Genomic DNA, 17,718 nt, shown 5'->3' with positions numbered 1-17,718 from the left:
CTTATGGCGCGGGGCGGTGACCATTATGCTGCAGCTGCCGCGGGTAGGGCCGCAGCTCTGGCGGCAGCGCCGCGAGGCGCTGGCGGAATGGCGCGACCTGCTGGTGCTGGGCGCGCTCGGCATGGGCGTGTGCGGCGCCTTCGTCTATATTGGCGCGCAGACCACGCCGGCCAGCAATATCGGCCTGATCTACAGCGCCTCGCCGATCCTGATCGTGCTGATCGCCGGGCTGTTCTATGGCGAGCGGGTGACGCCGCGGCAGGGCATCGGCATCGCGCTGTCGCTGGCCGGCGTGCTGGCGATCATCGCCAAGGGCGACCCGGCGGTTCTCATCGGCCTGTCCTTCACCATCGGCGATCTGTGGATCGCCGCCGCGATGGCGGGCTGGGCGCTCTATGCCATCCTGCTGAAATACCGGCCGAGTAAGCTGGGGCTGATGACGCGCTTTGCTGCCATCATTCTGGGCGGGCTGGCTGTCATATTGCCGTTCTATCTGTGGGAGGGGCTGTCCGGCCAGCCGATGCCACTGACCCGCGAAAGTGTGCTGGCGGTGCTGTTCCTGGCCTGCGTTGCCTCCTTCGGCGCCTATCAGGCCTATGCCAAGATTCAGAGCGTGCTGGGGGCGGGGCGCACCGGGCTGCTGATGTATCTGGTGCCGCTCTATACCAGCGGCCTTGGCTATGTTCTGCTGGACGAACCGGTACATGGCTACCATCTGCTGGGAGCGGCGATGATCCTGCCCGGCCTTTATCTGGCCACGGTGCGACGTCATTAAGGGACAGGCGGTATTCACCGGACGATGAAAGCGGGTTCGATAATGGCTTACAGTTCGATCTTCTCCTGGATTGGCGACCGGATCGCCCGGCGCCGCGCGCCGCTGGTGCCGGTGGTCCGGCTGGCCGGGGTGATCGGGCAGGTCGGGCCGTTTCGTGCCGGGCTGACGCTGACGGGGCTCGCCCCGGTGCTGGAGCGCGCCTTTTCCATGCGCCATGCCAAAGCGGTAGCGCTGGTGGTGAACTCGCCCGGCGGATCGCCGGTGCAGTCCGCGCTGATCCACAAGCGCATCCGCGACCTGGCGACGGAAAAGAAGCTGCCGGTGCTGGTGTTCGTGGAGGATGTGGCGGCCTCGGGCGGCTACTGGCTGGCCTGCGCCGGAGATGAAATCTTCGCCGACGAGAATTCGATCCTGGGGTCCATCGGCGTGATTACCGCCGGCTTCGGCTTTCCGGCCCTGCTGGAGAAGATCGGCGTCGAGCGCCGGGTCTATACGGCGGGCAAGTCGAAATCCATGCTCGATCCGTTCAAGCCGGAGAATCCGGAGGATGTCGCCCGACTCCGCGCCATCCAGGAGGAGATGCATGCCAGCTTCCGCGCGCTGGTGGAAAGCCGGCGCGGCGAACGGCTGCATCCCGGCGAGACGGAATTGTTCGATGGCAGTTTCTGGACCGGCCGCACGGCGGTTTCGCTTGGACTGGCTGACGGGCTGGGCGATCTTCGGGGCTTGTTGCGCGCCCGCTTCGGCGACAAGGTGAGGCTGTATCCGGTCGGCATGCGCCGCCCGCTGCTGGCCTTCCGCGCCGGTGGGGCCGCCAGGCTGGCCGCTGGCGCTGAAATCCTGCCGGAAGCGGCCATCGGTGCGGCGGAGGAACGGGCGCTGTGGGCGCGGTACGGCTTATAAGGAAGATGGGGCAGGGATGTTCGGTTTGAGTTTCAGCAAGCTTCTGGTTCTGGCGGCGGTCATCGCCGGGGTGTTCTTCTTCTTCAAGATGGTCACCAAGCTGGAACGTGCCCGCCGGGAAGTGGCCCGGGGGGAGATGCGCGGCGAGTCGCGAAAAGCGGCGCCGCGTGGTGAGGGTGGCGGTCTTGGCGGCATCTTCCGGCGCGATAAGGCGAAGCAAGCCGCAACCGAGGAAACGCAGGAGATGCGGGCCTGCCCGACCTGCGGCACCTATGTGCCGGCGCGCGGTGCCCGCGATTGCGGCCGGGAGCTGTGCCCCTACGGGGCGTAGGACTGGCCGCTACTGCCGCGCATCCTGCATCTGAAGCCCGCCTTTCCAGTCGAGCAACCGTCGGTCGGCGGTCAGCAGCGTGGCGTTATGGGCCAGGCAGGTGGCGGCGATCAGCCGGTCCGCCGGATCGCCATGCAGATCGGCAAGCTGGACTGACAGGATGCCGATCTCGCCCGTCATCGGCAGTTCGGTGATGCCAGCGCTTAATACATCCTGCCGCCATTTTTCCACCGGACGGTCCAGCCGGACGCGGTTCTTGCGCAGCAGCAGGGCGACTTCCCAGAAGCAGACCGCCGGCACCGCCAGAATGCCATCGTCGCGCCCGCTATCGATCTCACTTCTCGCCTTGCGACCCAGCGACGGGCTTTCGGCCATCAGCCAGAGCAGCGTATGAGTATCCAGCGCCAGCATCAGGGCAGGTTCGGTTCCGTGCCCTCGATCACTTCCCATTCGACCTCGACCGGATCGATCAGATCGTCATTGGGGTCAGTGACGGTCACGCTGCCCTTCAGCGCGCCGAAGATGTCTTTCGCACCCTCGCGCGCCGGCACGATGCGGGCCACCGGCTTGCCGCGCTTGGTGATGGTCACGGGCTGGCCAGTGCGGGCGACTTCGTCCATCACCTGCAGACAATGTGCCTTGAAATCCGAGGCTTTCATGCTGGTCGCGGTCATCGCATCTCTCCTTCGTGACCACCTATATGGTCATATTAGAAGGCGCCTGCCAGAAGAACAAGCGCGCCCTGCATGACCGTTTCTTGACCCTGCGGGGTCAGGTCGCTATGTTGCGCCGCACCGAAAAACCGGTTTCATCCTAGCGCGAGAGAAGCAATGTCCGCCGGTAGGCCAGCCGCCGCCACCAGCTTCCAGTCGATTATCCTGACGCTCCAGCAATACTGGGCCGCACAGGGCTGTGTGATCCTGCAGCCTTATGACATGGAGGTGGGTGCCGGCACCTTCCATCCGGCGACCACGCTGCGCGCGCTGGGCCCCGATCATTACTGGAACTGTGCCTATGTGCAGCCCTCGCGCCGGCCGACCGACGGGCGCTATGGCAACAACCCGAACCGGCTGCAGCACTATTATCAGTTCCAGGTGCTGATGAAGCCCTCGCCGGACAATATCCAGGAGCTGTATCTGGGCAGCCTGGCGGCCATCGGCATCCATGCCCATGAGCACGATATCCGCTTCGTCGAGGATGACTGGGAAAGCCCGACGCTGGGCGCCTGGGGGCTGGGCTGGGAAGTCTGGTGCGATGGCATGGAGGTGACGCAGTTCACCTATTTCCAGCAGGTCGGCGGCATCGAGTGCAAGCCGGTGCCGGTCGAGCTGACCTACGGGCTGGAGCGGCTGATCATGTATGTCCAGGACGTGGAGAACGTCTATGACCTGGATTATGACGGCGTGCCCAAGGACAAGGGCGGCAAGACCTATGGCGATGTCTTCCTGCAGTCGGAACGGGAATTCAGCGCCTTCAATTTCGAGCATGCCGACACCGATATCCTGTTCCAGCACTTCAAGGATGCCGAAGCCGAGTGCCAGCATCTGCTGGGGCTGGCGCAGCCGCTGGCGCTGCCGGCCTATGACAAGTGCATGAAGGCCAGCCACCTGTTCAACCTGCTGGATGCGCGCGGCGTCATCAGCGTGCAGGAGCGCGCCTCCTATATCGGCCGGGTGCGCGCGCTGGCGAAGGGTTGCTGTGAAGCCTGGGTCGCTTCCCATAAGGCGGAGGCGTAAGCGATGGCCGATCTGCTGCTGGAGATTTTCTCCGAGGAGATTCCCGCGCGCATGCAGGCGCGCGCGGCCGAGGATCTGAAGCGTCTGGTCTGCGACGGGCTGACGGCCGCCGGGCTGGAGTATGAGGGTGCAGCCGCCTATGTGACGCCGCGCCGGCTGGCGCTGTCCGTCGAGGGGTTGCCGCTGACCCAGCCGGACGTGACGGAGGAACGCCGTGGCCCGCGCGTGGGATCGCCGGAACAGGCGCTGGCCGGCTTCCTGAAGGCCAACAACCTGGCCTCCATCGATGCTTGCGAGCAGCGCGACACCGGCAAGGGCGTGTTCTATTTCCTGACCGTGGAGAAGCGTGGCGCGGCCACCCAGGACGTGCTGCCGGAACTGCTGGTCGAGGCGATCCGCAAGCTGCCCTGGCCGAAATCCATGATCTGGGGCGAATCCGATTTCCGCTGGGTCCGCCCGATGCACTCCATCCTCTGCCTGTTCAACGGGCAGGCGCTGCCGGGCCGGCTCGATCTCGGTGGCGGGCGGGAAATCCTGTTCGGCGACCGCACGCGCGGCCATCGCTTCCTGGCGCCGGCCGAACTGGCGGCGGACAATGCCGAGGACTACAAGGCCAAGCTGAAGGCCGCCAGGGTCATCCTCGACCCGGCGGAGCGCCGTGCCGCGATCCTGTCACAGGCCGAGGCTCTGGCCTCCAAGGCCGGCCTCGTGCTGAAGCCGGATGAAGCGCTGCTGGACGAGGTGACCGGGCTGGTCGAATGGCCGGTGGCGCTGCTGGGCCGCATCGACGAGGCCTTCATGGATGTGCCGCCGGAGGTGCTGACCACCTCCATGCGGTCGCACCAGAAATATTTCGCGGTGGAGACCAAGAGCGGCGCGCTTGCCCCGCACTTCGTCGTCATCTCCAACATGGAGCCGTCCGACGGCGGTGCGGTCATCATCGGCGGCAATGAGCGCGTGCTGCGCGCCCGCCTGTCCGACGCCAAGTTCTTCTGGGACCAGGACCGCAAGCAGAGCCTTGAGTCGCGTCTGCCGGCGCTGGCCAACATCACCTTCCATGCCAAGCTGGGCACGTTGGCCGACAAGGTCGGGCGCGTGCGGGCGCTGGCCGCGCATCTGGCGTCGCTGATCCCCGGCGCCGATGCCAAGATGGCGGACCGCGCGGCGCAGCTGGCTAAGGCCGACCTCGTCACCGGCATGGTTGGCGAGTTCCCGGAGCTGCAGGGCATCATGGGCCGCTACTATGCCCGCCATGATGGCGAGGGGGAGGCGGTCGCCGAGGCCATCGCCGATCATTACTCGCCGCTGGGCCCGTCCGACCGTTGCCCGACCGCGCCGAACTCGGTCGCGCTGGCGCTGGCCGACAAGCTGGACACGCTGGTGGGCTTCTTCGCCATCGACGAGAAGCCGACCGGCTCCAAGGACCCCTATGCGCTGCGCCGTGCAGCACTCGGCATCATCCGGCTGATCGTGGAGAATGGCCTGCGGCTGTCGCTGCAGGAAGTGTTCGCCAAGGCCGGCGCCAAGAAGGAAGTGGTCGCCGACCTGATGGCCTTCTTCGCCGACCGGCTGAAGGTGGCGATGCGCGAGCAGGGCGTGCGGCACGATCTGGTGTCCGCCGTGTTCGCGCTCGGTAACGAGGATGATCTGGTGCGCCTGCTGAAGCGGGTGGACGCACTGGCTGCCTTCCTGTCGAGCGAGGATGGCGCCAACCTGCTGATCGCCTATCGCCGGGCCGCCAACATCGTCGCCATCGAGGAGAAGAAGGACAGCCGCACCTATGAGGGCCGTGCCGACCTGAAGCTCATCAAGGCGCGCGGCGAGGTGGCGGAGGCGGAACTGCACGGCACGCTGGGCGTTATCGAGGTGAAGATCGCGGACGCGCTAAAGGCGGAGGATTTTGCCGCCGCCATGGCCTCGCTGGCCAGCTTGCGCGCACCGGTGGACCGCTTCTTCGAGAGCGTCACGGTGAATGCCGAGGATGCCGAACTGCGCGAGAACCGGCTGAAGCTGCTGGCGAAGATTCGCGATACGATGAACCAGCTGGCCGACTTCTCGAAGGTCGAGGGTTAGGGTTACCCCCTCACCCAGCTGCGCCTAGGCTCGGCGAGTGCCTCGCCAAGGCTGCGCAACCCTCTCCCCCAAGGGGGCGAGGGTAGTTAACAGATTTTTCCCTATCCCTCGCCCCGGAAGGGGAGAGGGATGCGAAAGCTTACGAACGAAAGTGAGTTAGCTGGAGCTGGGTGAGGGGAGATGCCGCCTTCGGGGCGGCGCTAAAGGAAGCCGGCCACCATGCGGGTGGCGGCAGATGTCCAACGCCAAGGCGGAACGACGATGACGAAATGGGTGTACAGCTTCGGAGACGGCAAGGCCGAGGGCAGTGCCGCGATGCGCAATCTTCTGGGCGGCAAGGGCGCCAACCTGGCCGAGATGAGCAGCCTCGGCCTGCCGGTGCCTCCCGGATTTACCATCTCGACCGAGGTCTGCACCTATTTCTACGATAACGGCAAGCAGTATCCGGACGAGCTGAAGGCGCAGGCCGATGCCGCGCTGGCCGGGCTGGAGAAGGCGCTGGGCATGAAGTTCGGCGATCCGTCGGACCCGCTGCTGGTGTCCGTGCGCTCAGGCGCGCGCGCCTCGATGCCGGGCATGATGGATACTGTCCTCAATCTCGGCCTGAACGATGTGACGGTGGAGGGGCTGGCGGCAAAGTCGGGCGATCCGCGCTTCGCCTATGACAGCTATCGCCGCTTCATCCAGATGTACTCCAATGTGGTGCTGGAGGTCGATCACGGGCTGTTCGAGGAAATCCTTGAACATGCCAAGGACGAGAAGGGCTACCGCCTCGACACCGAGCTTTCCGCCGCGGACTGGAAGGCCGTCGTCGCCCAGTACAAGGCGACGGTGGAGGACGAGCTGGGCCGCCCCTTCCCGCAGGACCCGCAGGAACAGCTCTGGGGCGCCATTGGTGCTGTGTTCGGTTCCTGGATGAACCAGCGCGCAATCGTCTATCGCCGCCTGCATGAGATTCCGGCCAGCTGGGGCACGGCGGTCAATGTGCAGGCCATGGTGTTCGGCAATATGGGCAATGACTGCGCCACCGGCGTGGCCTTCACCCGCGATCCGTCCACTGGCGCCAACCTGTTCTATGGCGAGTTCCTGGTGAACGCGCAGGGCGAGGATGTGGTAGCGGGTATCCGCACGCCGCAGCCGCTGACCGTTGCCGGCAAGGCCAATTCCGACGACGGGCTGCCGGCGATGGAAGAGGTGATGCCCGATGTGTTCGCCCAGCTGATGGATGTCCGCGACAAGCTGGAAAAGCATTATCGTGACATGCAGGACATCGAGTTCACGGTGCAGCAGAACAAGCTGTGGATGCTGCAGACCCGTACCGGCAAGCGCACCGCCGCCGCCGCGCTGAAGATCGCCGTCGATATGGTGCGCGAGGACCTGATCACCGAGCAGGAGGCCGTGCAGCGCGTCGATCCGTCGGCGCTGGACCAGCTGCTGCATCCGACGCTGGACCCCAAGGCGGAGCGCACCGTCATCGGCCGTGGCCTGCCGGCTTCGCCCGGTGCGGCTTCCGGCAAGGTGGTGTTCACCGCCGATGCCGCCGAAGCCCAGGCCGGCAAGGGCGAGGCTGTCATCCTGGTGCGCATCGAAACCAGCCCGGAAGATATCCACGGCATGCACGCGGCGCGCGGCATCCTGACGACGCGCGGCGGCATGACCAGCCACGCCGCCGTGGTGGCGCGCGGCATGGGCCGGCCCTGCGTCTCCGGTGCCGGCGAGCTGCGCATCGACTACGCCAAGAAGCAGATGTTCGCCGGCGACAAGGTGGTGAAGGAAGGCGATATCCTGACCATCGATGGCGGCACCGGCGAGGTGATGCTGGGCGAGGTGCCGACGATCCAGCCGCAGCTGTCCGGCGATTTCGCCGAGCTGATGGGGTGGGCTGACCGATTTCGCACCATGAAGGTGCGCACCAATGCCGAAACCCCGATGGACGCCCGCGCGGCGCGCAAGTTCGGGGCGGAAGGCATCGGCCTGTGCCGGACCGAGCATATGTTCTTCGATGCCGACCGCATCGTCGCCGTGCGCGAGATGATCATGGCCTCGACCGAAAAGGGCCGCCGCCAGGCGCTGGCCAAGATCCTGCCGATGCAGCGCCAGGACTTCGTGGAGCTGTTCCAGATCATGCAGGGCCTGCCGGTCACCATCCGGCTGCTCGACCCGCCGCTGCATGAGTTCCTGCCGCACACAGACGAGGAGATCGCCACGGTCGCCAAGGCCGCCGGCGTGGATGCGGAGGCGCTGCGTCAGCGCGCGGTGCAACTGAAGGAATCCAACCCGATGCTGGGGCATCGCGGCTGCCGTCTCGGCATTTCCTATCCGGAAATCTACGAGATGCAGGCGCGCGCCATCTTCGAGGCCGCCGTCGAGGTGATGAAGAAGGATGGCGAGACGGTGACGCCGGAAGTGATGATTCCGCTGGTTGCCACCCGCAAGGAGCTGGACATCCTGAAGGCCATCATCGACCGCACGGCCAAGGCGGTGATCGAGGAGAGCGGCCGCAAGATCGACTATCTGGTCGGCACCATGATCGAGCTGCCGCGCGCCGCGCTGAAGGCCGCCGAGATCGCCGAGAGTGCCGAATTCTTCAGCTTCGGCACCAACGACCTGACGCAGACCACCTTCGGCCTGTCGCGTGACGATTCCGGCTCCTTCCTGAAGGATTATCAGGACCAGGGCATCCTGGAGCAGGACCCGTTCCAGTCGCTGGATACCGACGGTGTTGGCGAACTGATCGCCATCGCCGCCGAGCGTGGCCGCTCCAGCCGGCCGGACATCAAGCTGGGCATCTGCGGCGAACATGGCGGCGATCCGGCCTCCATCCAGTTCTGCCAGCAGGTCGGGCTGGATTATGTGTCCTGCTCGCCCTTCCGGGTGCCGATTGCCCGGCTGGCCGCCGCCCAGGCGGCGATTGCCGGCGGCGAGGCGGCACTGCGCAAGACGGAAAACGCCTAAAGCACAAAAGGAAAGGGGGCCACTGGCCCCCTTTCCGTATCGGGCTGCCGTTCGCCGGCAGGCCCTTGGCATGTCAGACACATATCAGGAATATGAAATAAAAAAGGCAGGACGAAAACTGTCTTTTCTTTCAATGTCGTTCAAATAATTAATTATAACGACATTGCGCCTCGCCGAGGCACAGCGCCGGCAGAATGCCAGCGCCGCAGAAGAAGGATCAGCATGATCGACGTTATCGCCGCCGCCCAGATTCAGGATGCCCGGCTGCTCGCCCTCGCCACGCATTGGCAGGACGCTCTGGAGGATGCCGGCACGCCACCTTCCTTCGAACAGCTGCAACCCAGGCTGGGGCCGGATCTGCTGAACATTCACTGGCTGGTGGAGGAACAGGGGCATCCTCGCCGGTTCCGCTACCTCAGCATCGGCGAGCATGTGAAGCTGGCCTATGGTGGCAGCATCGTCGGGCGCTATCTCGACGAGCTTGTGAAACGCTCCGCCCAACCCCGTGTCATGGGCTATTTCGATACCGCGATTTCCCGTCCTGCCGTGGTCCATATTGCGGGGCGCGTCTATGCCGAGGCAACCCGCCCGGCCAGCGGCGAGCGGTTGCTGCTGCCGATTGCGGATGAAAAGACAGGCCGCGTCAGCCGGATATTGGGGGCGACTACCCACTCCTGGGTGTCGCCGAACAACCCGTCCGGCCCGGTGCCGATCCGCCAGGTGCGGACCTATATCCCGCTGGACGGCACGGACTCCTGGAGCGAGACCAGCCTCTAGCCGCCGTTCCCGTCCCCCAGCGTCTTTTCCGCCAGATAGCGGAATTCGGCATCCAGTTCGCGCGGCGTTACATCGACGCCCTGGCCCAGCCTGCCGGCGATGATCTCCATGGCGGCCAGGCGCGAGAAGGGCTTGTCGTTGGAGGGGATGACATGCCAGGGGGCGGCCTCGGTGGATGTCCTCTCCACCATCTCCTCGATGGCGGCACGGTAGCCATCCCACAGGGCGTGGTTGCGGAAATCCTCGTAACTCAGCTTCCAGCGCTTCAGCGGGTTTTCCATGCGGTCGCGGAAGCGCTTCGCCTGTTCCTCGCGGCTGATGTGCAGGAACAGCTTCACCAGCCGCACGCCATCATCGACCAGCATGCGCTCGAAGGCGTTGATCTCCTCATAGGCGCGCTGCCAGGCCGTCTCCGGCGTCAGATTCTCGACCCGCTCCACCAGCACCCTGCCATACCAGGACCGGTCGAACACGGTGATCTGGCCGTGCAGCGGCAGCCTTTCCCAGAAGCGCTGCAGGTAATGCTGGCGCGCCTCGATGGCGTTCGGGGCGGCAATTGAATGCACCTTGAAGCTGCGCGGGTCGAAGGTCCAGCCCAGCCGGCGCACCAGTCCGCCCTTGCCGGCGGTGTCCCAGCCCTCCAGCACGATGACGGCGCGTTCCCGGCTGCCCAGATAGGCCTGCTGAAGGCGTTGCAGCGTTTCCTGCAGCGGTTTGATCCGCTTCTCGAAGGCCGCATCGCTGACGTGATGGTCGTTCGCCAGCCGGTCCAGATCCGGCCTGCCGCGGATCAGGAAACCGCCGGCCTCCGGCTTGTCCTTTTTCTTGCTCATGGCTGTTCCAGTTCTGCTCCGGTCAGGACGCCATGGTAGCGCGTTCACTACATCTAGTGTGAATCTTTGGTGAAGCCGCAATTTGATGCGGACATACCTGCTGCAGCGCGGTATGATTTTTTTGGAAACGGAACGAAGGATGGATGGCCCATGCTTCCCTTGCCGGTAACAGCGGATCGTGCAGTCCCCCTCATGCTATCGAGGCGGAACAGGCCGGTTTCGCTATCGCCCGCAAGCCCGCTCGCCAGCCTTCCCAGAATGATCGATCTCCTGTGCCTCCCATTGGGAGGCATTTTCGTTTCCGGCTTTACCCATCACATCCCGTCTCTTACCTGAGGAGCTTGCAGTATGGCCAAGCGTTCCGCCCGTCAGGCACAGGTCCGCGAATCCCGAACCCGAGAAGCGAATGTAAGGGCACTCTTCCCTGGGGCGCCAGGCTGGCACCCGCTGGATGAAGGCTATGACGAGGCCAGCCGGGAGCAGCGTTACGTGAAGACGGTCCGCCCGATGGGCGAGAACCAGCAATCGCTGATGGCGGCGATGGAGACGAAGCACATGGTGGTGGCGGTCGGGCCGGCCGGTACCGGCAAGACTTACCTCGCCATCGCCAAGGCGGTGGAGGCTTTCGAGCAGGGCAAGGTGGCGCGCATTCTGCTGACCCGTCCGGCGGTCGAGGCCGGCGAGAGCCTGGGCTATCTGCCGGGCAGCCTGGAGGACAAGCTGGCGCCGTATCTGCGCCCGCTCTACGACGCGCTGAACGAACGGCTGGGCGGCAAGCGGCTGAAGACGCTGATGACCGACGGCTCCATCGAGATCGCGCCGGTCGCCTATATGCGCGGCCGTACCCTGAACAACGCCTTCATCGTGATCGACGAGGCGCAGAACTGCACCTACGGCCAGATCAAGATGCTGCTGACGCGGCTGGGCTGGAATTCCACCATGGTGCTGACCGGGGACCCGGACCAGACCGACCTGCTGCCGGAACTGTCGGGCCTTGCCGAGATTTCCCGCCGGCTGGAGGCGCTGGACGATGTCGCCGTGGTGCGCCTGCGCGAACAGGACATTGTGCGCCATCCGCTGGTCGCCAGCATGCTGACGGTGCTGTAACCGCCTCTCTTGCCGACCTGATCCGCCTCGCCTAGTCTTCGCGTCCAAATCACAGGACGGGAGATAGGGCGATGGCGGAGAAGGTTGCGCTGGTTACGGCGGCGGGACGCGGCATCGGGGCGGCGATTGCGACGGAACTGGCCGCACAGGGCTATAGGCCCGTGCTGCTGTCGCCCGGCGAGGCGGTGCTGGAACTGGCCGAAAAGCTGGGCGGCAAGGCGATCCGCGGCAGCGTGACCGAACCTGCAGACCTGGAGGCGCTGGTTGCCCTGGCGATGGAAAGCTATGGCCGCATCGACGCCCTGGTGAACAATACCGGCCATGCGCCGAAGGGGCCGTTGCTCGATATCAGCGATGCCGACTGGCACAAGGGCTTCGACATGGTGCTGCTGAACGTCATCCGCATGGCACGGCTGGTGACGCCGATCATGCAGAATCAGGGCAAGGGCGCCATCGTCAACATCTCCTCCTACGCCGCGCTGGAGCCGGAAGCGGACTTCCCGATGAGCACGCTGCGCGCCGCGCTGAGCGCCTGGAGCAAGCTCTACGCCGACGAACATGCCGCTCTTGGCATCCGCATGAACTGCGTGCTGCCGGGCTTCGTGGACAGCCTGCCGGAAAAGGATGCGCGGCGTGCCCGCATCCCGATGCAGCGCTATGCCCATGCCTCGGAGATTGCGACGGCGACCGCCTTCCTGCTGTCGGACGGTGCCAGCTACATCACCGGCCAGAGCCTGCGCGTCGATGGCGGCGTGACCCGCTTCGTCTGACGCTGCCTCAGCGCAGCGCGCCGAACAGCACGAGGCAGATGGCGGTGGCGGCGATGATGCCGGCCAGATCGGCAGACAAGGCTGCCGCCAGCGTGTGGCGCAGCCGACGGATATTCACCGCGCCGAAATAGACCGCCAGCACATAGAAGGTGGTCTCGGTCGAGCCCTGCAGGGTGGAGACAAGATAGCCGGTATAGCTGTCCGGCCCGATGGCGGGGTCGTTGATGATCGACGCCATGATGCCATAGGCGCCGGAGCCGGAGAGCGGGCGCAACAGCGCCATCGGCAGCGCCTCCGGCGGCAGGCCGACCAGGTTGGTGACGGCCCCCAGCGGCGTGATCAGCATCTCCAGCGCGCCACTGGCCCGGAACATGGCGACCGCGACCAGGATCGCCACCAGGTAGGGAATGATCCTGACCGCGACCTGGAAGCCGTCCTTGGCACCTTCCACGAATACCTCGTAGATCTTCACCCGCTTGATGGCGCCGAAGCCCAGCAGCAGCACCATCAGGCCGGGGATGATCCAGGGTGCTATGGTCCGGCCATGCAGGATGGTGACCGGCACCATGGCGAGGATGATGCCCAGCGCCAGCGCCGACACCCAGGCAGGATAGCCTTCACCCGCCGGGGCGTCGCTTTCCGGCAGCGGTACGGAGACCGTTTCGGCCTCCGCTTTTTCCGGTGCGATCTGCATATCGGCGGGGGGAGAAGACCAATAGCGTTGCAGCAGCTTCGCCATGATTATGGCCACACTGGTCGAGCAGATTGTGGCGCTCAGGGTGGTCGGCAGGATGCCGGCGGGATCGGTCGAGCCGGCCGCCGCGCGGATGGCGATGACACCGGTCGGCAGCAGCGTGATGGAGGAGGTGTTGATGGCCAGGAACAGCGCCATCGCGTTGGTCGCCGTGCCCTTGTGCGGGTTCAGCTTGTCCAGCTCCTGCATGGCGCGGATGCCGAACGGCGTGGCGGCATTGCCGAGGCCCAGCACATTGGCCGAGAAATTCATGATCATGGCACCCATCGCGGGATGATCCGCCGGCACCTCGGGGAACAGCCGCACCATCAGCGGGCGCAGCAGCCGCGCCACGATGGTCAGCAGGCCGCCGGCCTCCGCCACCTTCATCAGGCCCAGGAACAGCGCCATCACGCCGATCAGGCCGAGGGCCAGCGTCACCGAGCCCTCGGCGGCCTTGATCATGCCCGCCCCCAGCAGCTCCATCGGTGACTGCCCATCTCCGCTCCAGGCGAATTGCCGGATGGCGGCGACGAGGAAGGCAATCATCACGATGGCGAGGAAGATGATGTTCACGGGGCGCGTCCTGGTTTTGCCAAAGCCGGGTCCAATCTATAGGCTAGCGCCCCCGATGGAACAGGCTCTTAGAGGCAGGAGCGAGGCAGGCAATGAAGTTCGCGGATCAGATGGCGATTAAGCTGCTGGCCCATGCGGTCAACCAGCTGGGCACGGCAACGACGGAGGCGCTGTGCGCCACGCCGGACCGCCGCATGGTGCGCCTGATGGTCGAGCGCGTGAAGGGCGACCTCGACAGCTTCCTGGAGCATTACGAAGAGATCGAGCCGGCGGACGAGAAGCAGGGTTAGGCGCTGACGGTCTCGACGCCGATTTCCGACAGGGCGACCTGGGCAGCCGGGACGGTATCGAATTGCCGCAGCCGCACCGTGACACTCTTGCCGTCGAGCAGATCGCCGGTCATCCGGCTGGCTGCCGCCAGATCGTTGCCGCCATCCCGGAGGATCTGGGTCAGCCGGACCTTGTTCAGGCCGGGCTTCCAGCCTTCAAGCGTCACCCGCACGCCGCCGGAAGCGGAGCGGGCGGGGCTGCCGACCCGGGTTCCATCCTGTGGTGCGGCGGAATCCGCGTATTTCAAGGCGCGTGACATCATATGCCTCCAGGACCTGGTCGATCAGCGCTCGGAGCCGGGAAGGCCCAAGCCGGTTCGCGCCGGGTCCATCAATGTGGAAATCATATAGGATCAGCAGATCGTCGTCCAACTGAAGGCTGGTGATGACGGTTATCGCACCATCGTCCGTTTCAACGATGGCCTCGACCGTATCCCCCTGCTGATCGACAATCCGGATCACCGCTTCAGATAGGCCCCGTTCACGCAGTTGCGCAATTCGCCGTCACGCAGATAGGCAATCGCCGTCTCTACCGCCTTGCGGCGGGCATCAGTCTGGCTCTCGATGCTGTACCAGGCGGCATGCGGGGTGACGACGAGGCGGCCCCTGATCCAGTCCGGCTGGTCATGGAAATCGCGCATCAGCGGATGATCGGCTTCCGGCGGTTCCTTCGGCAGTACGTCGAGGCCGGCGGCGGCGATGCGGTTCTCCTTCAGTGCTGCGTGCAGCGCGCCGAGGTCGATCAGCGCGCCCCGCGCCGTATTCACCAGCACGGCTTCGGGCTTCATGGCGGCCAGCGCCGCCGCATCGATGATGTGCCGCGTTTCCTCGGTCAGCGGCGCGTGCAGGCTGACGATATCGGCTTTGCCCAGCATGTCATGCAGGTCGGCCATCCTGGTGACGCCCAGCGCAATCTCCTGCCCCCAGGGGAGGCCGGGGTCGTAGGCCATCACCTCCAGCCCGAAGGCCTTGGCCCGCAGGGCCGTTGCCGTGCCGATGCGCCCCAGCCCGACGATGCCCAGCTTCTGGCCGCGGATGCGGCGGATGGTGGTGGCCGGGCCGCTCCAGTCGAAGCCGGCCACCGGGTCGGTGCGGATGCGGTCATTATACTGCACGATGTTCCGGCGCAGCGTCAGCATCAGGGCGATGGCGTGGTCCGCCACCTCGCTGGTGCCATAGTCGGGCACGTTGCAGACCGGGATGCCGGCCGCGCCCGTCGCCTTCAGCTCGACATGGTCGAAGCCCGCGCCGCAGCGCACGATGATCCGGCATTTCTTCAGCTTCGGCACCAGCGCCGGGGTGATCGGGCATTCGTGCCATAGCAGGATCGCCTCGGCCTGTTCCCATTCGGCATCGGGGATGGCCTCGGCGCCGCGCTCGCGCAGAGTGACGAGGTTCAGCAGGCCGGCTGCCGCCTCGCGCTCGACCAGCGCGTCGTCATGATACTGGGCGTCCGGCGTCAGGGTACGGAAGGGTGCGGTCATGGGTTCATCCTGAGACTGGGGTCAGACGAGATATTCGGTGCCGGCATCGACATTCAGGCTCTGCCCGGTGACATGCCGCCCGGCGTCGGAGCAGAGATAGAGCGCCATGCTGGCCACATCGGTCGCGGTCACGAATTCCTTCAGCGAGATCGGCGCCAGCATCTCGGCGCGCATCTCCTCCTCACTTATGCCGCGCGCCTTCGCCTTGGCGGTCAGCACCTTCTCGATGCGCGGACCAGCGACGGAGCCGGGCAGGATGGCGTTCACCCGGATGCCGTACTCCCCAAGCTCGACCGACAGGGTGCGGGTGACGCCGACCACGCCCCATTTCGTCGCCGAATAGGGGCTGCGCATCGGGAAGGCGAAGCGCCCGGCGGCGGAGGCCAGGTTCACGATGGCGCCGCCCCCGGATTTCTTCAGGGCCGGCACGGCGCGGCGGGTGAAGAAGAACAGCCCGTTCAGATTCACTTCCAGGGTGCGCTGCCACTCGTCCGGGTCGATCTCCTCGATGGGGCCGGTGGGGCCGGCGATGCCGGCATTGTTGATGAGGATGTCGAGGCCGTTCAGCTCCTTCAGCGCGGTGTCCATGAACTTGTCCACCTGCGCCCGGTCGGCGACGTCCACCACTATGCCGAAGCTGCCGGGCAGGGCGGCGATGGTCTCGTCCAGCGCCGTCTCGTCGATATCGCAGAGGAACAGCCGGGCGCCGGCCTGGTGGAACAGCTCGGCGATCCGCCTGCCGATGCCGCCGCCCGCCGCCGTGACGATGGCGTTGCGCCCGTTGAGGCTGAGATGCATGGGCTTCCTCCGCTGATCTTCTTGATTGGGATCAAGATGTATCAGGGGAAGCGGATATCGGGGAAGGGCAGCGTACTTACCGGCGGAAATATTTACAGCCGGTCAGGGTCGATCTGGTCCTTCGGGTCGCCATCCTTGCTGCCGACCATCAGCCCGCCGGCGATGAAGGCGCCGGTCAGCAGCAGCGCGGTGACAGTGGCCAGCGTGCTCCAGGCGGCGCCGAATTCCTGGCCGATCCAGACCACGCCGAACCAGAAGGCGAAGAAGGAGGCGACGGCGGCCAGCAGCATGAAGCCCAGCCGGAGCGCCAGATTGCCGATGCGCCGGGCCGACATCACCTCGCCGATGGCGGCGCGCAGTGCTGTGTCGCGCAGCGCTTCGGCAATCTCCTGCTGCGCCAGCTTGCGCCAGTCGCGGTAGGACATGCCGCCGGCCTTCTCGCCGCCATCCTTGCGGCTCTCGATGGCGTCGCGCAAATGATCGACGATCTCCGCCGCCCGCTCGTCATGCGACATGTCGGCGCGCGGCTTCTTCGGGCGCGGGGCTTCCCGCGCCGGGGCGATCTTCAGCGGCGGCATGGGCACATGCCGGGGCGGACGGCCTGCCGGCGCGCCGCTTCGATAGGGAGATTGCGACATGTCTGCTCTGGCACCTGTTGCGTATCGGCTCATGCTCTGAGCCAAGCAAGGATCGCGCCAGACAATAGCGAATGCGGGGTGCGGCGTCGATCCCGCCGCCGTTTCAGCGTGTTGCCTTAGCGGACCACTTCAAGGCGCCGGTCGAAGGCGGCAAGAATTTCCTCCAGCGTGGAAGCACGCTTCAGCTGCTGCTTGCCGCTGACCAGCAGGTAGTCCACCGGGCGCTGCGGCCCCTTGTTGCATTTCAGGATGGCGAAGATCGGGCGTTCGTGGGTATGGCGGAAGATCGAGAAGCTGGCGACCTGGCCGTCATGGTCGATGGCATAATCGCGCCATTCGCCCGAGGCCACGCGGCGGCTGTACACATCCAGTATCCTGCCCAGCTCGTACCGGCTGAAATAGGTGCCTCGGCGCTGTTTGCGATAGTCGGCCAGGTGGACGAACTGGTTCATAAGGCGGTCTCGGCACCTGTTCCGTCTGGGGATGATGTAACAGTTTTGCCAAATTTGCCGGCAGCGTAAAGGCCTAGGCTGTATCGACAGTCAGGTTTGGGCGCGGCGCGTGTCGAATTTTGATCCTGAACAGGCGCGAACCGCGCCGTGGTGCCGTCCACCACAAGCGGGGCGCAACGCATTCAGGGACAAAATTCGCCGCGTTTCGGAGAAATATTGCGCAAATCGCCCATTTTGGCGTCGCCAAAGCTTAGAAGGGGACGACCCTTCCTGCGCTTTGGCTCCTGAAACTGAACGATTTGCGCTCAATACCGCGATCCAACCCTGACTGTCGATACAACCTAAGGCATGCGAACTCGCCGGTGCGGCACCGCTTCGCATTGCATTGCCGGGGCGCGGAGGCTACCTTACGCCGCTTTCGGACCGATCCGGTCCTCCCGTTAGCGAG

At 65.4% G+C, this 17,718-nt stretch carries 19 protein-coding genes; 10 read left to right on the top strand and 9 right to left on the bottom strand.

What is annotated here, in order from left to right:
• The 3 genes from MK313_RS03630 to MK313_RS03620 form a co-directional block, all read left to right on the top strand.
• The coding region (locus MK313_RS03630; RefSeq protein WP_287780148.1) for a DMT family transporter at positions 1–775 on the top strand (775 nt) is incomplete at its 5' end.
• Between the two features lie 42 nt (positions 776–817).
• Positions 818–1,678 carry a S49 family peptidase gene (locus MK313_RS03625; protein ID WP_287780147.1) on the top strand — a complete coding sequence of 287 codons (861 nt, stop codon included), beginning with the start codon at positions 818–820 and terminating at the stop codon, positions 1,676–1,678.
• Positions 1,679–1,703: 25 nt separating this feature from the next.
• Positions 1,704–2,009 carry a hypothetical protein gene (locus MK313_RS03620; RefSeq protein ID WP_287780146.1) on the top strand — a complete coding sequence of 102 codons (306 nt, stop codon included), beginning with the start codon at positions 1,704–1,706 and terminating at the stop codon, positions 2,007–2,009.
• A gap of 9 nt (positions 2,010–2,018) precedes the next feature.
• Here the strand turns inward: MK313_RS03620 and MK313_RS03615 are convergent, their stop codons facing one another.
• Positions 2,019–2,420, bottom strand: coding sequence for a type II toxin-antitoxin system VapC family toxin (locus tag MK313_RS03615; RefSeq protein ID WP_287780145.1), 402 nt, complete (start codon positions 2,418–2,420; stop codon positions 2,019–2,021).
• Positions 2,420–2,683: a type II toxin-antitoxin system Phd/YefM family antitoxin gene (locus MK313_RS03610; RefSeq protein WP_008943462.1), complete on the bottom strand. Its 264-nt coding sequence runs from the start codon at positions 2,681–2,683 to the stop codon at positions 2,420–2,422. Before MK313_RS03610 ends, MK313_RS03615 begins: the two co-directional genes overlap by 1 nt.
• A gap of 156 nt (positions 2,684–2,839) precedes the next feature.
• Between MK313_RS03610 and MK313_RS03605 the strand changes: the two genes are divergently transcribed.
• The 4 genes from MK313_RS03605 to MK313_RS03590 all read left to right on the top strand — a co-directional run bounded on the left by MK313_RS03605 (position 2,840) and on the right by MK313_RS03590 (position 9,550).
• The gene (locus MK313_RS03605) at positions 2,840–3,745 is read left to right on the top strand and encodes a glycine--tRNA ligase subunit alpha (RefSeq protein WP_287780144.1); all 906 of its coding nucleotides are present in this window, start codon (positions 2,840–2,842) and stop codon (positions 3,743–3,745) included.
• A gap of 3 nt (positions 3,746–3,748) precedes the next feature.
• Positions 3,749–5,818: a glycine--tRNA ligase subunit beta gene (gene glyS / locus MK313_RS03600; RefSeq protein ID WP_287780143.1), complete on the top strand. Its 2,070-nt coding sequence runs from the start codon at positions 3,749–3,751 to the stop codon at positions 5,816–5,818.
• A 261-nt stretch (positions 5,819–6,079) separates the two neighbouring features.
• Positions 6,080–8,773 carry a pyruvate, phosphate dikinase gene (gene ppdK / locus MK313_RS03595; RefSeq protein WP_287780142.1) on the top strand — a complete coding sequence of 898 codons (2,694 nt, stop codon included), beginning with the start codon at positions 6,080–6,082 and terminating at the stop codon, positions 8,771–8,773.
• A 222-nt stretch (positions 8,774–8,995) separates the two neighbouring features.
• Positions 8,996–9,550, top strand: coding sequence for a PAS domain-containing protein (locus MK313_RS03590; RefSeq protein ID WP_287780141.1), 555 nt, complete (start codon positions 8,996–8,998; stop codon positions 9,548–9,550).
• Here the strand turns inward: MK313_RS03590 and MK313_RS03585 are convergent.
• On the bottom strand, positions 9,547–10,383 hold the full coding sequence (locus tag MK313_RS03585; RefSeq protein ID WP_287780140.1) for a polyphosphate kinase 2 family protein: 837 nt from the start codon (positions 10,381–10,383) through the stop codon (positions 9,547–9,549). The two genes, MK313_RS03590 and MK313_RS03585, sit on opposite strands and share 4 nt — an antisense overlap.
• Positions 10,384–10,731: 348 nt before the next feature.
• On the opposite strand from MK313_RS03585, the gene MK313_RS03580 reads away from it, so the two are divergent.
• Both MK313_RS03580 and MK313_RS03575 read left to right on the top strand, forming a co-directional pair.
• Positions 10,732–11,490: a PhoH family protein gene (locus MK313_RS03580; protein WP_008943456.1), complete on the top strand. Its 759-nt coding sequence runs from the start codon at positions 10,732–10,734 to the stop codon at positions 11,488–11,490.
• 71 nt (positions 11,491–11,561) lie between these two features.
• Positions 11,562–12,260 (top strand): SDR family oxidoreductase, encoded by a 699-nt coding sequence (locus MK313_RS03575; RefSeq protein ID WP_287780139.1) that lies wholly within the window; start codon positions 11,562–11,564, stop codon positions 12,258–12,260.
• Between the two features lie 7 nt (positions 12,261–12,267).
• On the opposite strand, the gene MK313_RS03570 is transcribed toward MK313_RS03575, so the two are convergent.
• Complete coding sequence (locus MK313_RS03570; protein WP_287780138.1) at positions 12,268–13,569, bottom strand: nucleoside recognition domain-containing protein; 1,302 nt, start codon at positions 13,567–13,569, stop codon at positions 12,268–12,270.
• 92 nt (positions 13,570–13,661) lie between these two features.
• On the opposite strand from MK313_RS03570, the gene MK313_RS03565 reads away from it, so the two are divergent.
• On the top strand, positions 13,662–13,859 hold the full coding sequence (locus MK313_RS03565; protein WP_287780137.1) for a hypothetical protein: 198 nt from the start codon (positions 13,662–13,664) through the stop codon (positions 13,857–13,859).
• Here the strand turns inward: MK313_RS03565 and MK313_RS03560 are convergent.
• The 5 genes from MK313_RS03560 to MK313_RS03540 form a co-directional block, all read right to left on the bottom strand.
• A complete protein-coding gene (locus tag MK313_RS03560) occupies positions 13,856–14,161 on the bottom strand; it encodes a hypothetical protein (RefSeq protein WP_287780136.1) in 306 nt (101 codons plus the stop codon). The genes MK313_RS03565 and MK313_RS03560 overlap by 4 nt on opposite strands.
• Before the next feature lie 195 nt (positions 14,162–14,356).
• Complete coding sequence (locus MK313_RS03555) at positions 14,357–15,382, bottom strand: C-terminal binding protein (protein ID WP_287780135.1); 1,026 nt, start codon at positions 15,380–15,382, stop codon at positions 14,357–14,359.
• A 21-nt stretch (positions 15,383–15,403) separates the two neighbouring features.
• Positions 15,404–16,180 carry an SDR family oxidoreductase gene (locus MK313_RS03550; RefSeq protein WP_287780134.1) on the bottom strand — a complete coding sequence of 259 codons (777 nt, stop codon included), beginning with the start codon at positions 16,178–16,180 and terminating at the stop codon, positions 15,404–15,406.
• Between the two features lie 92 nt (positions 16,181–16,272).
• The gene (locus MK313_RS03545) at positions 16,273–16,758 is read right to left on the bottom strand and encodes a hypothetical protein (RefSeq protein WP_287780133.1); all 486 of its coding nucleotides are present in this window, start codon (positions 16,756–16,758) and stop codon (positions 16,273–16,275) included.
• 176 nt (positions 16,759–16,934) lie between these two features.
• Entirely contained in the window at positions 16,935–17,270 is a 336-nt protein-coding gene (locus tag MK313_RS03540; RefSeq protein ID WP_008943449.1) for a DUF2794 domain-containing protein, read from the bottom strand.
• Positions 17,271–17,718 lie beyond the last annotated feature (448 nt).

The sequence above is a fragment of the Oceanibaculum sp. genome, from assembly GCF_022449305.1.
In the GTDB taxonomy this organism is placed as follows: Bacteria; Pseudomonadota; Alphaproteobacteria; order Oceanibaculales; family Oceanibaculaceae; genus Oceanibaculum; species Oceanibaculum indicum.
Note: the sequence above shows the minus strand (reverse complement) of the source record. Positions and strands in the feature narration are given on the sequence as shown.